This is a genomic window from Citrobacter sp. Cpo065, assembly GCF_030332805.1.
In the GTDB taxonomy this organism is placed as follows: Bacteria; Pseudomonadota; Gammaproteobacteria; order Enterobacterales; family Enterobacteriaceae; genus Citrobacter; species Citrobacter portucalensis.
The window spans coordinates 534778-548901 of sequence record NZ_JAOWHC010000031.1; the positions used below are offsets into that span (position 1 = coordinate 534778).

Genomic DNA, 14124 nt, shown 5'->3' on the forward strand with positions numbered 1-14124 from the left:
GAAAAACGTTGCTTACCTGCAGGGCTGGGCGATCTCCGCGATCGCAAACGATGCTTAACCTGTTAAGGATATTCCATGAACAGCATAAAACTAGAATGGAAACGTGGTGACTGGGCGGCTTACTTTGGGCTGATGACCAACAACCTGACTAACCTGCTGACAATGATGGGACTACTCATTTTTGTCGTCGGGATCCCTACCGAAATTGTCTATGGTCGCATTGCGCCTGCCTTTGGTCTGGCGGTGCTGGTGGCCAGCGTCTGCTACGCCTGGTTTGGCCTGCAGATGGCAAAGCACACCGGGCGTAACGACGTAACGGCGCTGCCGTCCGGACCGAGTGCACCGTCAATCTTCACCGTGACCTTCCTGGTGCTGATGCCGGTTTATCAGCAAACCAAAGATGCCAACTTCGCTATCCAGATAGCCCTGGTGTGGTGCTTTGTCGAAGCGTTGATCCTGGTCGGCGGCTCCTTCCTGGGTGAGACCATCCGCAAGATGATCCCACGTACGGTACTGCTTTCTTGTCTGTCCGGCCTGGGGCTGTTGCTGCTGGCGATGAACCCGATGCTGCAGGCATTCGAAGCGCCGACGGTTTCTTTCATCGTCCTGTTGCTGATCTTCATTAACTGGTTCGGTAAGAAGCCGATTTTTGCCCGTATTCCTACCGGTTTACTGCTGCTGATTGCCGGTACGGCCCTGGCGTGGATCTCCGGTTTACAAAGCCCGGAAGCCATTAAAGCGTCGATGTCTTCCTTTGGCTTCAACCCGCCGGAAATTCATGTCGACAGCTTCTTGCAAGGTTTACCGCACGCACTGCCGTATCTGGCTTCTGCAGTTCCTTTGGGCCTGGCGAACTATATTTTTGACCTTGAGAACATTGAAAGTGCGCACGCGGCGGGCGATGAGTACAACACCCGTAAGGTCATGATGGCGAACGGCTTTGCCTCCATGCTCGGCTGCATGCTGGGTAACCCGTTCCCGGTGACCGTATATGTTGGGCATGCGGGCTGGAAAGCGATGGGCGCCAGCATCGGCTATACCCTCGCTTCAGGCATCACCATGTTCCTGGTGCCGCTGTTTGGGTTGGGCGCGTTTATGCTCGCCATTATTCCGATGACCGCGATAGTGCCGATTCTGGTGTTTATCGGCGTGGTGACCGCCAACCAGGTGGTGCGAGAAACGCCCAAAGTCGAGGTTCCCGTTATCTTCATCTGTCTGTTCCCGTGGATCGCCAACTGGGCATTGACCATCGTCAACAGCGTGATGGGTGCCGCCGGAACATCCGCGGGGAAACTGGGTAGTGACTTGCTGCACAGCAAAGGTGTCTATTACGACGGACTGGTGCATCTGGGAAGCGGCGCACCGCTGGCCAGCATGCTGTGGGGCTGCGTCGCTATCTTCGCCATTATGAACAAGCCGTTACGCGGGGCGATTGCCGCAGCCTTTGGTGCGCTGTTATCACTGTTTGGCGTGATCCACTCCCCGGCGGTTGGCTTTGCGGAAGGCAGCTCGATGATGTTTGTTGTGGCCTACCTGATGATGAGCGGCATGTTTGTCCTCAAGCATGTTCTTGATAGCCGTGAAGCGGTGACTGCGCCTGAGCAGGAACCGACGAAAACGACCTGAATTGCCTGCAAGCGGAAGATAACACTATGAAAGAACTTGTGGTCGTTGCCATTGGCGGCAACAGCATTATCAAAGATAACGCCAGCCAGTCGATTGAACACCAGGCTGAAGCGGTGAAAGCGGTAGCGGATACGGTGCTGGAGATGCTGGCATCGGACTACAACATTGTGCTGACGCACGGTAACGGGCCACAGGTAGGGCTGGATCTGCGGCGTGCGGAAATCGCGCACGAGCGTGAAGGGCTGCCGCTTACCCCGCTGGCAAACTGCGTTGCCGATACGCAGGGCGGTATCGGTTACCTGATCCAACAGGCGCTGAATAACCGTCTGGAGCGGCGCGGTGAGCAGAGGGCAGTTACGGTGGTCACGCAGGTGGAGGTCGACAAAAACGATCCGGGCTTCGCTAATCCGACCAAGCCCATTGGAGCGTTCTTTAGCGAAGTGCAGCGTGATGAACTGCAGCGGGTCAATCCGGGCTGGCGCTTTGTTGAGGATTCGGGGCGCGGCTACCGTCGGGTAGTCGCCTCTCCACAACCGAAGCGCATTGTCGAGGCGGAGGCGATCAAAACGCTGACCCAGCAAGGCTTTGTGGTTATTGGCGCGGGTGGCGGCGGGATCCCGGTGGTGCGTAGCGATCAAGGGGATTACCAGAGCGTGGACGCGGTGATTGATAAAGATCTCTCCACGGCGCTACTGGCGCAGGAGATCCGCGCCGACATTTTGGTGATCACCACCGGCGTCGAGCAGGTCTGTATTCATTTTGGCAAACCCAACCAGCAGGCGCTGGATACGGTGGATGTTGCAACGATGACCCGTTACATGCAGGAGGGGCATTTCCCGCCTGGCAGCATGTTACCCAAGATCGTTGCCAGCCTGGCGTTTCTGGATCGTGGCGGTAAACGAGTGATCATCACCACGCCGGAATGCCTGCCTGCCGCACTGCGTGGCGAAACGGGCACCCATATTGTCCATTCCTGAGAGGAAACGTGAATGAAGGAAAGTAACAGCCGCCGTGAATTTTTAAGTCAGAGTGGAAAAATGGTGACAGCTGCCGCGCTGTTTGGCGCAGTGGCTCCGGTCGCGTATGCTGCTAATCCTGTCGGGAACACCTGCGGGTCGAAGAGCACAATGACGATTAACGATAAGCACTATTACCTGGATAACGTCCTGCTGGAAGCCGGGTTTGATTACGAAAACTCGGTGGTGGTGCATACCCGTACCGCGCTACAAACCGTTGAAATCCAGGACGGGAAAATTGTTGCGCTGCGCGAGAATAAGCAGCATCCGGATGCGACGCTGCCGCACTATGATGCGGGAGGAAAGCTGATGCTGCCCGCCATGCGCGACATGCACACCCATCTGGATAAAACCTTTTACGGCGGTCCCTGGCGTTCGCTGAACCGTCCGGCTGGCACCACTATTCAGGATATGATCCGCCTGGAACAAAAGCTGCTGCCTGAACTCCAGCCTTATACGCAGGAGCGTGCGGAAAAGCTGATCGATCTGCTGCAATCAAAAGGCACCTCGATCGCCCGCAGCCACTGCAACATAGAACCGGTTTCCGGGCTGAAAAATCTCGAAAACCTGCAGGCGGTACTGGCGCGTCGTCAACCGGGTTTTGCCTGTGAAATCGTGGCATTTCCGCAGCATGGCCTGCTGTTATCAAAATCTGAACCGCTGATGCGCGAAGCGATGCAGGCGGGAGCGCATTACGTCGGCGGTCTGGACCCAACCAGCGTCGATGGGGCGATGGAAAAATCCCTCGACACCATGTTCCAGATTGCGCTGGATTACGATAAAGGCGTAGATATCCATCTGCATGAAACCAGTCCGGCGGGTGTGGCGGCGGTGAATTACATGGTGGAAACGGTGGAGAAAACGCCGCAGCTAAAGGGCAAACTGACCATCAGCCACGCTTTTGCGCTGGCAACGCTGAACGAGCAGCAGGTTGACGCGCTGGCGACCCGTATGGCGGCGCAGCAGATTACAATTGCCTCGACGGTGCCGATTGGCACGCTGCATATGCCGCTCAAACAGCTGCGAGACAAAGGCGTGGAGGTGATTACCGGCACCGACAGCGTGATTGACCACTGGTCGCCGTACGGGCTGGGAGACATGCTGGAGAAGGCGAATCTGTACGCCCAGCTCTATATTCGCCCCAATGAGCTTAACCTGTCGCGTGCGCTGTTTCTTGCCACCGGCGATGTGTTGCCGCTCAACGATAAAGGTGAGCGCGTCTGGCCGAAAGCGCAGGATGAAGCCAGCTTTGTGCTGGTGGATGCCTCCTGTTCGGCGGAAGCCGTCGCGCGAATTTCCCCACGCACCGCGACCTTCCATCAAGGGCAACTGGTGTGGGGGAATGTCGCAAGCTAATCTGGTTTTACGCGCGGCGGCAATCGCTGCTGCGCTCTTTGCTTGTTAGCCGACAATTCCCAGATAGCCGTGGATCCCCATATACAACCCCACCATGCCAATGATTGCGCTGGAAAAATAGGGAGCTTTGCGTGCCAGCGTGTTAAATCCGCTCCAGCGTTTGGCCGCCTGTTGCACGCTGATTGCCGCTCCCACGCCCACCGTTACCAACGTCAGCGCCAGCCCGAGGCTGAAGCACAGCACCATGGTCGCGCCCAGCGTGAAGGCTTTGAGCTGGATGCAAATCAGCAGCACCGTAATGGCGGCTGGGCACGGGATAAGCCCGCCGGTCAGACCGAACAGTAATATTTGGCCGTTGGTGACCTCTTTGCCCGCAAAGCGGCGCTGAATATCGGTGGCATGCGCCCGTTCGTGGGCATCCTGATACTCCTTCGAGCCTTCGGTGAGTCCTGCCAGTGCGGCATGGTCGTGATCATGCTCGTGTTCGTGATGATGATGGTGATGATCGTCATCGTGGTCATGATGATGGTCGTCATGATCATGGTGGTGGTGATGCTCGTGATTGTGGTCGTGATGCGTCTGGGCCAGCCAGTTCTGCTCTCCCTGCCAGGTTCGCCAGAACATCCAGAATGCGGTTCCGAGAATAATAATCGCCGAGACAAACTGCAGCCATGGCTCAACGGCCTGGGCAGTAAACGCTTTGCTGATATACATCCCACCGAGCGCAATCAGCCATACCACGGCGGTATGCGACAGCGTTGCTGCCAGCCCCAGCATCACCGCCTGTTTGATGGTCCCCTTAATGGCAATAATAAAGGCCGCCATCATCGTCTTGGAATGCCCCGGTTCCAGACCGTGCAACACACCCAATAGAATCGCGCTGGGAATGAAAAACCAGGCGTTACCTTGCTGAAGAAGCGTAGAAAACTCACCCATGAGAATGATTCTTAGTTGTTTAATTTCGCCTGATTCTACTCCCCCCCAGTATCAAATACTACCCCCCAGTAGAATGTCGATGGTATTGTCCCTACAGCCAGACGTTAAAAAGGTAAAGTTATGTCACATACGATCCGCGACAAACAAAAGCTGAAAGCCCGAACCAGCAAGATTCAGGGGCAGGTAGCGGCGTTGAAAACCATGCTGGATGAACCGCATGAATGCGCGGCAGTATTGCAGCAAATAGCGGCGATCCGCGGGGCAGTAAACGGATTGATGCGTGAAGTGATTAAAGGTCATCTGACCGAGCACATTGTGCATCAGGGCGATGAAATTAAGCGCGAAGAGGATTTGGATGTGGTCCTGAAAGTGCTGGATTCGTACATCAAATAAGTCAGTTTAACGGCTCATCCACGTTCAATACCGTCCAGTTAAGCATGTAGGGTGAACATGTGATTCTTTCTCAGGGTTCCGTTCACCTCAGCAGTGTTATTTTTCTGAAGCATTGATACCCGTGAACGTGTAAAGGGCGTTCTTCGCCACGCCCTTTACAATCCCGGCTCCCGGCGGGAAAATTGCCGCTCCGCGGTCCCCTCCGCTTATTCCTCCAGGCTACCGGGTCGGGCGCGAGGAAGCATCCCTGCAAAGCGCGCCCTGAGCCAGCATCCATGCTGGCTCTCCCGGGCTTACGGAAACACGTCGGCAATTTTCAGCCGGACCAGCCCACACCTCACCATCTGCGTTTTTGGTCTGAACAGCAAAACAGATTTAACTGGAAATCAGAGCGTTGAAGCGATGACTCGGGTCCGGCTGAAAATCGATGAGGAGTTGACGTCTGACCGGGGCTGTCCGCAGGGATGCGGACAGAGAGGACGGGCTGCATGGACGCAGGCTCGGCCCCGACCCGACAGGCAGACGGCATAAGACGAATGAATCGCGTAGCGACGATTTTCCCGCCGGGAGCCTGGGTTGCAAGGGAGGCGGCGGTGAGCCTCCCTTGCACGTTCACAGGAATCGGTGCTTCAGAGAAACGATGAACATGAGGTGAACGGAACCCTTCTCTGAGATAGCATGTTCATTACTTCCGCCAACACAGGTTGAAACTTTCTGAAATTGAGTCGTTAACTGAACGACATCGCACCCACTTTCAGGAGAATGAGCCGTTAAACAACACGTTCTAGCCAAAAAACATCACAGATACGCACAGCAGACCGACAATCAGGGTGATCAGATTACCCACTGAACGGTACGGCTTCAGCGCCGGGATCAGATAGGTAGACAATGTTGGCATGATAAACAGAATCATGGCAATCAGCGGGCCGCTTATCGCGTAAATCATTGAAATAGCATTAGGATTAATGCAGCAGATGATAAACGTGATAGCCGAGACCAGCATGATGGACAGAGCGCGGTTAAAGGCCCGGCTTTTCTTCACACCCACCTGATGCAACGACGTTTTTACTACCTCCGTTGCCCCTTCAATCACGCCAAAGTAGGTGCCGAGGAACGATTTTGACATCGCGACAACGGCAACGATGATCCCGGAAATCGACAGCCATGCCGGTGCGTTTGGCATCATCGACAGCGCGGAAAGAATCGTCACGCCTTCATTTTTCGCGTCTTCGATATAGTTTGTCGGAATCGAAAGCAAGCAGCTGAAGACGAAAAACAGTACGCTCAGGCAGATGATGACGTAGGCTACCTTCATGATTTTTTTGCATTTACCCATGGCCTGCTCGCCGTATTTCTCTCGTCTGTCGATGGCGAACGTAGAGATAATTGGCGTATGGCTAAAAGCGAAAACCATCACGGGAATAGATATCCAAACCTGATGAAGCGTGTGCTGATCGAAAGACATCTGGCCGGTGAGTAGCGTTGGCTGCCAGCTTCCGGTCAGGTAGAGCGAAAGGAACAAAAAGTACGCGATGAGCGGGAACACCAAAAAGCCCATGACCCGAATAGTGGCTTGTCGGCCCATCAGAAAAATCAGGTTCAGCACCAGCACCACGCCAAGGCTGACCAACATGCGGATCCGCAGATCGATAGTGATATGTTTTGCCAGCTGTTCAGTGAGTGAATTGGTTATCGCTACGGCGTAGATCAGCACCACCACAAAGAAGGCAATAAAATAGAGGGTGGTGATCAGGCTGCCAATCTTCTTGCCGTAGTAGTGGGTAACCGCGCCAGTGATCCCTTCACCAGCCGACGTTTTTGAGGACAGGATAAACTGACACAGCGCCTTGTGCGGCCAGTAGGTTAAAGGCCAGGCGACGAGTGCGGTGATAAACAATACCACCGCGCCTGCAGAACCCAGCTGTATGGGTAGGAATAGGGTTCCTGCGCCGACGGCAGTCCCATATAGTGCGAAGCTCCAGAGAGTCTCTTCTTTTGACCAAAATTTCGACATTATTTGAACGTATCAACTATAAAATAAACAAAAAGAAGCGCAATTTACCACAAATGGCAGGGGCTGGGGGAGGTGTGAACAAGCGGGCGAGTGAATGGGACAATAGCCGGAACCGAGAAGATTCCGACTATTATTTTAATTATCAGGCAGTAACGCGCTGCTGGCGGCGCTTCATAACGCGCTCGCGTAACGTGTCATAAGCCCAGTTATAGAACATGGTGTACGGCAGGAAGAACAGGAAGAAACCTATTTCCAGCGTGAATGCCTGAACCAGGCTGACGTTCAGCACATACGCCACGATGCTCACCCCGATCACAATAAAACCGCTCTCGAAGCCTAACGCGTGAAATGCTCGCACTTTCGCCGTACGTTTTACCAGGTGCGACGGCCACAAACGGTCAAACAGGGCGTTATAAATGATATTCCAGATCATCGCAGTGGTGGCGAGAAGAATGGTCAGTCCGCCCATTTCCAGTACCGAGCGCTGCATCAACCATGCGGTGGTTGGTGCGAGGATCGCGGTGGCAATGCCTTCAAAGCAGACGGCATGAAAAATACGCTCAACTAACGAGCGGCGTTGGACAGTATCGTGTTGCATAACCTAAAACCTTCTTTGATGCCCGGATAACGGAATGGTGGCAATTTTATCGTTTTATGTGATATCTAAAAGATAGTATCCATCGATAAAGTAGATAGCTCATGCGTTATTCTCCTGAAGCATTAACGGCATTTGTGGAGACCGTTTCCTGCGGTTCATTTTCTGCGGCGGCCCGGCGGCTGCGTAAAAGCCAGTCCACTATCAGTACGGCCATTGCGCATCTGGAAGCCGATCTTGGTTTTGCGCTGTTTGACCGCTCATCCCGCCAGCCAACGCTGACCGAGGAAGGTAAGCGGGTGTTGGGCTATGTGCAGGCTATTCTGACGGCCAGCGAACGTCTCGATGAGGCGGCGATCTCGCTGTCGGGTGAAACTGAGGCGCGTCTGACCTTTGTGCTGTCTGACACGCTGCATCCGGATGTGCTGGAAGAGTTGATGGTGCAGTTTGATCGCAAGTTTCCCCATACCGAGTTTGAATGCCTGATTGGCGAAGATGAAGACGTGATCGATCTGCTGCAAAAAGGACGTGCTCAGGTGGGGTTGATCGAGGCGCGGGAAGATTACCCGACCGACATGGGCGTTACGCGTCTGCCGATGCAAACCTGGATGGGATTATACGTTGCAGCGTCGCATCCGCTCGCGGCTCAAGAAAAACTGCAGTGGGAGCAGCTACACACCTGGCGCGAGCTGCGCTTGAATACCTATCTGGAAAGCGGCACCAACGTGGCGCGCGGCCCCGTCTGGTCTGCTCCTAACTATCTGTTATTGCTAAGTATGGCTGTTCAGGGATTCGGCTGGTGCGCGCTCCCTTGTGCGCTGGTGGAGGAGTTTGCGGCAGAAAAACCACTGGTGCAATTAAAGATGCCTGGCTGGCCAAAGGCTATCTCTATCGATCTGTTGTGGAATAAGAAATCACCGCCTGGTGTGGCAGGAAGTTGGCTGCGTGACCATTTACAGCAGAGTGGCGTTCAGATGACCAATAAGTGATACGAATTTCCTTTGTGATAAAAATCACCGTTTTTAAACAACCTTGATAACTATTTTTAACAATCATCTACTATTGCGGTGTTATTTTGCGCTGAGGTAGTGATGAAAGAGGTTGTGATCGTCGGGGCATTAAGGACACCGATTGGCTGCTTCCAGGGGACGCTGGCGCGCCACTCTGCCGTTGAGTTAGGCAGCATGGTGGTCAAGGCGTTACTGGAACGCACGGGCGTGGACGTTCACGCTGTGGATGAAGTGATCCTCGGACAGGTGCTTACCGCAGGTGCCGGGCAGAACCCTGCGCGTCAGTCTGCCATCAATGGTGGGCTACCCAATACCGTTTCCGCCATCACCATTAACGATGTCTGTGGCTCGGGTCTGAAAGCGCTGCATCTGGCGACCCAGGCTATCCAGTGTGGCGAAGCCGACATTGTGATTGCGGGCGGGCAAGAGAATATGAGCCGTGCACCGCATGTCCTTACCGATAGCCGCACTGGCGCACAGCTGGGGAACAGCCAACTGGTCGACAGCCTGGTACATGACGGTCTGTGGGATGCCTTCAACGATTATCACATGGGCGTTACCGCGGAAAACCTGGCGCGAGAATACGGAATCAGCCGCGAATTGCAGGATACCTACGCGCTGCACTCGCAGCACAAAGCGCGGATGGCAATTGATGCCGGACGCTTTAAAGATGAAATCGTGCCGGTGGTAACACAGCGTAATGGGCAATCGTTCGTGGTGGACACCGACGAACAACCGCGTACCGATGCCAGCGCCGAAGGGTTGGCGCGTCTGGATCCTACCTTTGACAGACTCGGTTCGGTAACGGCGGGTAACGCGTCATCCATCAACGACGGTGCCGCTGCGGTGATGATGATGAGCGAGGCCAAGGCGCAGGAACTTAACTTACCTGTGTTGGCTCGTATTCGCGCCTTTGCCAGCGTCGGAGTCGACCCTGCGCTCATGGGGATTGCGCCAGTGTATGCAACGCGCCGCTGCCTTGAGCGCGTGGGCTGGCAACTGGCTGATGTTGATCTTATCGAAGCTAATGAGGCCTTCGCCGCGCAGGCATTATCCGTTGGGAAAATGCTGGAGTGGGATGAACGGCGAGTGAATGTGAACGGCGGGGCCATTGCGCTCGGCCATCCGATTGGCGCTTCTGGCTGTCGTATTCTGGTTTCGCTGGTACATGAAATGGTGAAACGTCGGGCGCACAAGGGCCTGGCAACACTGTGTATTGGTGGTGGTCAGGGGGTGGCGCTCGCTATCGAACGAGACTAATTTCCCTTCGATTTCTCTGCTTAAACGCCTTTTCTGATGACTTTCTCCTGCATCTATAAAAAAGCCCTCCAACAGGAGGGCAAGGCCAGTTACAGAAACATACACTCTAAACCCTGCCAACATATCAAAACGTTGTTTCATTTCATGTGATTGATAGCGCACTTTGTTAGAAAAGGTGTGTGAATGACGTATGAGCCTGGCTGTATTTTCAATATCTTACCCCTGCCACTAATGATTAACCCTTTTGTGTTTTTATCTATCTAATTGTTTTAAATGATTTTATTGAAACAAATTTTGCGATTTATATGCGCTAGCGTGATCGCACTTACACTTTTGATAATAAGATGCGGAAAAAGTGAAACATCGTTTTAGTTATAATTGAAAACACATTCAGGGAGGGATATCATGAGCGCATAAGATAAAACGGAACAGCGTTTTGCTATTCGTTTAAGCATTCACGGTCAATTTATCACTGGAGGTAAATGTGGACGTAAGACAAAGTATCCATAGTGCGCATGCGAAAACCCTGGACACTCAGGGGCTGCGTAATGAGTTTTTGGTCGAAGAAGTGTTTGTCGCAGATGAATACACCATGGTCTACAGTCACATCGACCGCATCATTGTTGGCGGCATTATGCCAGTGGCCAAAACCGTCTCTGTGGGTGGCGAAGTCGGCAAACAGCTGGGCGTAACCTATTTCCTCGAACGTCGTGAGCTGGGTGTGATCAATATCGGCGGCCCGGGCACGATTACCGTTGACGGCCAGTGCTATGAAATTGGTCATCGCGACGCGCTGTACGTCGGAAAAGGGGCAAAAGAAGTGGTATTCGCCAGTATTGATACGGCGAAACCGGCGAAGTTTTACTACAACTGCGCGCCGGCACACACGACTTACCCAACTAAGAAAGTCACGCCTGCAGACGTTGCGCCAGTGACGCTGGGCGATAACCTCACCAGTAACCGTCGTACCATCAACAAATACTTTGTGCCGGATGTTCTGGAAACCTGCCAGTTGAGCATGGGTCTGACTGAGCTGGCTCCGGGTAACCTGTGGAACACCATGCCGTGTCATACCCATGAACGTCGTATGGAAGTCTATTTCTACTTCAATATGGAAGAAGACACCTGCGTCTTCCACATGATGGGTCAGCCTCAGGAAACGCGTCATATTGTGATGCACAACGAGCAGGCGGTGATTTCTCCAAGCTGGTCTATTCACTCCGGTGTCGGCACAAAAGCTTATACGTTCATTTGGGGCATGGTCGGCGAAAACCAGGTCTTTGATGATATGGACCATGTTGCAGTAAAAGATCTGCGCTAGTTGCGGGCGACAGCCGTGCCTGCTGCGGCGGGCATTATAAAAAATTAAGGATTTACAATGATTTTGAATGCATTCTCTCTTGAAGGTAAAGTCGCCGTTGTGACCGGTTGTGACACAGGTTTGGGTCAGGGTATGGCGCTGGGCCTGGCTGAAGCGGGCTGCGATATCGTCGGTATCAATATTGTTGAACCGACAGAAACCATCGAACGCGTGACCGCACTGGGCCGCCGTTTTTTAAGCCTGACCGCCGATCTGCGTCAAATCGATGGTATTCCGGCGCTGCTGGAGCGCGCAGTGGCAGAATTCGGCCATATCGATATTCTGGTCAACAACGCGGGTCTTATCCGTCGTGACGATGCGATCGATTTCAGCGAAAAAGACTGGGACGACGTGATGAACCTGAACATTAAGAGCGTGTTCTTTATGTCTCAGGCTGCGGCGAAGCATTTTATCGCTCAGGGTAACGGCGGCAAAATTATCAATATCGCCTCTATGCTTTCCTTCCAGGGCGGGATCCGCGTGCCGTCTTACACCGCATCTAAAAGCGGCGTAATGGGTGTTACCCGTCTGATGGCGAACGAGTGGGCAAAACATAACATCAACGTCAACGCGATTGCACCGGGTTACATGGCGACGAATAACACTCAACAGCTGCGTGCTGATGAGCAACGTAGCGCAGAGATCCTCGATCGTATCCCGGCGGGTCGTTGGGGTTTACCGAGCGACCTGATGGGGCCTGTCGTGTTCCTGGCGTCCAGCGCATCTGACTATATCAACGGCTATACCGTTGCAGTAGATGGCGGCTGGCTGGCACGTTAATTCACTTTCCAGAACCGTTAAACCCTGCCCTCTGGCAGGGTTTTTTTATATTCGGATTAATAAAATCCATATTGTGGTTATAAATTATTCCATATTAAATTTCATACGTATAAATTTATTGTTTTTAATGTACTTTAATATCAACAAATTAAATTTAATTGAGTGATTGTCGGTAAATTTTAAAATTGGAATATCCATCACATAACCATGTGGTGTAGCTATTTAATCCATATTTTTGCCGTTTCCCGCCTGACGCTTCCTGCAAGGGATCCCTTACTTTCAATGGCATGGTTACTCTGTATCTGGCAGGAAAAAATGGTCTCAATAAATAATGATGCTGCTTTAGCGCCGCGCCCAGTGCGCGATACGCGACGTATGAATATGTTTGTTTCTATCTCTGCGGCTGTCGCAGGGTTGTTATTCGGCCTGGATATTGGCGTGATTGCTGGCGCGTTGCCTTTTATCACCGATCACTTTGTGTTGACCAGCCGCCTGCAGGAGTGGGTGGTAAGCAGCATGATGCTGGGTGCGGCAATTGGTGCGCTGTTTAACGGTTGGTTGTCATTCCGCCTGGGGCGCAAATACAGCCTGATGGCGGGCGCGATCCTTTTCGTCGTCGGATCTCTGGGCTCGGCGTTTGCCTCCAGCGTAGAAATGCTCATTTTTGCTCGCGTGGTGCTGGGCGTAGCGGTGGGGATCGCGTCTTACACCGCACCACTCTATCTCTCTGAAATGGCCAGCGAAAATGTGCGTGGCAAGATGATCAGTATGTATCAGCTGATGGTGACGCTGGGCATCGTTCTGGCCTTTTTGTCCGACACCGCGTTCAGCTACAGCGGTAACTGGCGCGCTATGCTGGGCGTGCTGGCGCTTCCGGCTGTATTGCTGATTATTCTGGTTATTTTCTTGCCCAACAGCCCGCGCTGGTTGGCGGAAAAAGGTCGCCACATCGAAGCCGAAGAAGTACTGCGTATGCTGCGTGATACGTCAGAAAAGGCCCGCGATGAGCTGAACGAAATCCGTGAAAGCCTGAAGCTGAAGCAGGGTGGTTGGGCGCTGTTTAAAATTAACCGTAACGTGCGTCGCGCGGTTTTCCTCGGAATGTTACTGCAGGCGATGCAGCAGTTCACCGGGATGAACATCATCATGTACTACGCGCCGCGCATTTTTAAAATGGCGGGTTTTACCACCACAGAGCAGCAGATGATTGCCACGCTGGTAGTTGGCTTAACGTTTATGTTCGCCACCTTTATTGCCGTCTTCACGGTCGACAAAGCAGGACGTAAACCGGCGCTGAAAATTGGTTTTAGCGTAATGGCTATCGGGACGCTGGTGCTTGGTTATTGCCTGATGCAGTTTGATAACGGCACGGCTTCCAGTGGGCTATCCTGGCTGTCAGTTGGCATGACGATGATGTGTATTGCAGGCTATGCGATGAGTGCCGCGCCGGTGGTGTGGATCCTGTGTTCGGAAATTCAGCCACTGAAATGCCGTGATTTTGGTATTACCTGCTCCACCACCACCAACTGGGTGTCGAACATGATCATTGGCGCAACGTTCCTGACGCTGCTCGACAGCATTGGCGCCGCCGGTACGTTCTGGCTCTATACTGCGCTGAACGTCGTGTTTATTGGCATCACGTTCTGGCTGATTCCAGAAACCAAAAACGTCACGCTGGAGCATATCGAACGTAAGCTGATGGCAGGCGAGAAGTTAAGAGATATTGGGGTGTAAGTCAGACAAGCATGCCGGATGGCGGTTCAGCCTTATCCGGCCTG

Annotated in this window: 12 protein-coding genes; 9 read left to right on the forward strand and 3 right to left on the reverse strand. The window is 53.3% G+C overall.

The features are described 5' to 3' along the window. Nucleotides 1-75: 75 nt before the first annotated feature. From OGY68_RS13695 to OGY68_RS13705, 3 genes are read left to right on the forward strand one after another with little or no spacing between them, the layout of a single operon-like run. Nucleotides 76-1626: a hypothetical protein gene (locus OGY68_RS13695; protein WP_003825560.1), complete on the forward strand. Its 1551-nt coding sequence runs from the start codon at nucleotides 76-78 to the stop codon at nucleotides 1624-1626. A 26-nt stretch (nucleotides 1627-1652) separates the two neighbouring features. Next, nucleotides 1653-2603 (forward strand): carbamate kinase family protein, encoded by a 951-nt coding sequence (locus OGY68_RS13700; RefSeq protein ID WP_057067436.1) that lies wholly within the window; start codon nucleotides 1653-1655, stop codon nucleotides 2601-2603. 12 nt (nucleotides 2604-2615) lie between these two features. Further along, nucleotides 2616-3998, forward strand: coding sequence for an amidohydrolase family protein (locus tag OGY68_RS13705; RefSeq protein WP_057067435.1), 1383 nt, complete (start codon nucleotides 2616-2618; stop codon nucleotides 3996-3998). 45 nt (nucleotides 3999-4043) lie between these two features. Here the strand turns inward: OGY68_RS13705 and OGY68_RS13710 are convergent, their stop codons facing one another. Then, the gene (locus OGY68_RS13710) at nucleotides 4044-4934 is read right to left on the reverse strand and encodes a nickel/cobalt efflux protein RcnA (RefSeq protein WP_057067434.1); all 891 of its coding nucleotides are present in this window, start codon (nucleotides 4932-4934) and stop codon (nucleotides 4044-4046) included. Nucleotides 4935-5054: 120 nt separating this feature from the next. Here OGY68_RS13710 and rcnR point away from each other — a divergent pair, with 120 nt between their 5' ends. Beyond that, nucleotides 5055-5327 (forward strand): Ni(II)/Co(II)-binding transcriptional repressor RcnR, encoded by a 273-nt coding sequence (rcnR, locus tag OGY68_RS13715; RefSeq protein ID WP_003825567.1) that lies wholly within the window; start codon nucleotides 5055-5057, stop codon nucleotides 5325-5327. A 784-nt stretch (nucleotides 5328-6111) separates the two neighbouring features. Here the strand turns inward: rcnR and OGY68_RS13720 are convergent. Together OGY68_RS13720 and OGY68_RS13725 are read right to left on the reverse strand one after the other, a co-directional pair. Further along, nucleotides 6112-7341 carry an amino acid permease gene (locus OGY68_RS13720; RefSeq protein ID WP_008785724.1) on the reverse strand — a complete coding sequence of 410 codons (1230 nt, stop codon included), beginning with the start codon at nucleotides 7339-7341 and terminating at the stop codon, nucleotides 6112-6114. A gap of 142 nt (nucleotides 7342-7483) precedes the next feature. Next, entirely contained in the window at nucleotides 7484-7939 is a 456-nt protein-coding gene (locus tag OGY68_RS13725) for a multidrug/biocide efflux PACE transporter (RefSeq protein ID WP_008785723.1), read from the reverse strand. A gap of 101 nt (nucleotides 7940-8040) precedes the next feature. On the opposite strand from OGY68_RS13725, the gene OGY68_RS13730 reads away from it, so the two are divergent. The 5 genes from OGY68_RS13730 to araE all read left to right on the forward strand — a co-directional run bounded on the left by OGY68_RS13730 (nucleotide 8041) and on the right by araE (nucleotide 14080). After that, complete coding sequence (locus OGY68_RS13730) at nucleotides 8041-8925, forward strand: LysR family transcriptional regulator (protein ID WP_008785722.1); 885 nt, start codon at nucleotides 8041-8043, stop codon at nucleotides 8923-8925. Between the two features lie 102 nt (nucleotides 8926-9027). Further along, the gene (locus OGY68_RS13735) at nucleotides 9028-10206 is read left to right on the forward strand and encodes an acetyl-CoA C-acetyltransferase (protein ID WP_020996304.1); all 1179 of its coding nucleotides are present in this window, start codon (nucleotides 9028-9030) and stop codon (nucleotides 10204-10206) included. A gap of 484 nt (nucleotides 10207-10690) precedes the next feature. Continuing rightward, entirely contained in the window at nucleotides 10691-11527 is an 837-nt protein-coding gene (gene kduI, locus OGY68_RS13740) for a 5-dehydro-4-deoxy-D-glucuronate isomerase (RefSeq protein ID WP_008785720.1), read from the forward strand. Between the two features lie 57 nt (nucleotides 11528-11584). Continuing rightward, the gene (kduD, locus tag OGY68_RS13745) at nucleotides 11585-12346 is read left to right on the forward strand and encodes a 2-dehydro-3-deoxy-D-gluconate 5-dehydrogenase KduD (RefSeq protein WP_003033923.1); all 762 of its coding nucleotides are present in this window, start codon (nucleotides 11585-11587) and stop codon (nucleotides 12344-12346) included. Nucleotides 12347-12661: 315 nt separating this feature from the next. After that, nucleotides 12662-14080: an arabinose-proton symporter AraE gene (araE, locus tag OGY68_RS13750; protein ID WP_057067458.1), complete on the forward strand. Its 1419-nt coding sequence runs from the start codon at nucleotides 12662-12664 to the stop codon at nucleotides 14078-14080. Nucleotides 14081-14124 lie beyond the last annotated feature (44 nt).

Bases quoted from the DNA above. Each gene is read 5' to 3' on its own strand.
- OGY68_RS13695 (WP_003825560.1), top strand. From the start codon at position 76: ATGAACAGCATAAAACTAGAATGGAAACGTGGTGACTGGGCGGCTTAC.
- OGY68_RS13700 (WP_057067436.1), top strand. From the start codon at position 1,653: ATGAAAGAACTTGTGGTCGTTGCCATTGGCGGCAACAGCATTATCAAA.
- OGY68_RS13705 (WP_057067435.1), top strand. From the start codon at position 2,616: ATGAAGGAAAGTAACAGCCGCCGTGAATTTTTAAGTCAGAGTGGAAAA.
- OGY68_RS13710 (WP_057067434.1), bottom strand. From the start codon at position 4,934: ATGGGTGAGTTTTCTACGCTTCTTCAGCAAGGTAACGCCTGGTTTTTC.
- rcnR (WP_003825567.1), top strand. From the start codon at position 5,055: ATGTCACATACGATCCGCGACAAACAAAAGCTGAAAGCCCGAACCAGC.
- OGY68_RS13720 (WP_008785724.1), bottom strand. From the start codon at position 7,341: ATGTCGAAATTTTGGTCAAAAGAAGAGACTCTCTGGAGCTTCGCACTA.
- OGY68_RS13725 (WP_008785723.1), bottom strand. From the start codon at position 7,939: ATGCAACACGATACTGTCCAACGCCGCTCGTTAGTTGAGCGTATTTTT.
- OGY68_RS13730 (WP_008785722.1), top strand. From the start codon at position 8,041: ATGCGTTATTCTCCTGAAGCATTAACGGCATTTGTGGAGACCGTTTCC.
- OGY68_RS13735 (WP_020996304.1), top strand. From the start codon at position 9,028: ATGAAAGAGGTTGTGATCGTCGGGGCATTAAGGACACCGATTGGCTGC.
- kduD (WP_003033923.1), top strand. From the start codon at position 11,585: ATGATTTTGAATGCATTCTCTCTTGAAGGTAAAGTCGCCGTTGTGACC.
- araE (WP_057067458.1), top strand. From the start codon at position 12,662: ATGGTCTCAATAAATAATGATGCTGCTTTAGCGCCGCGCCCAGTGCGC.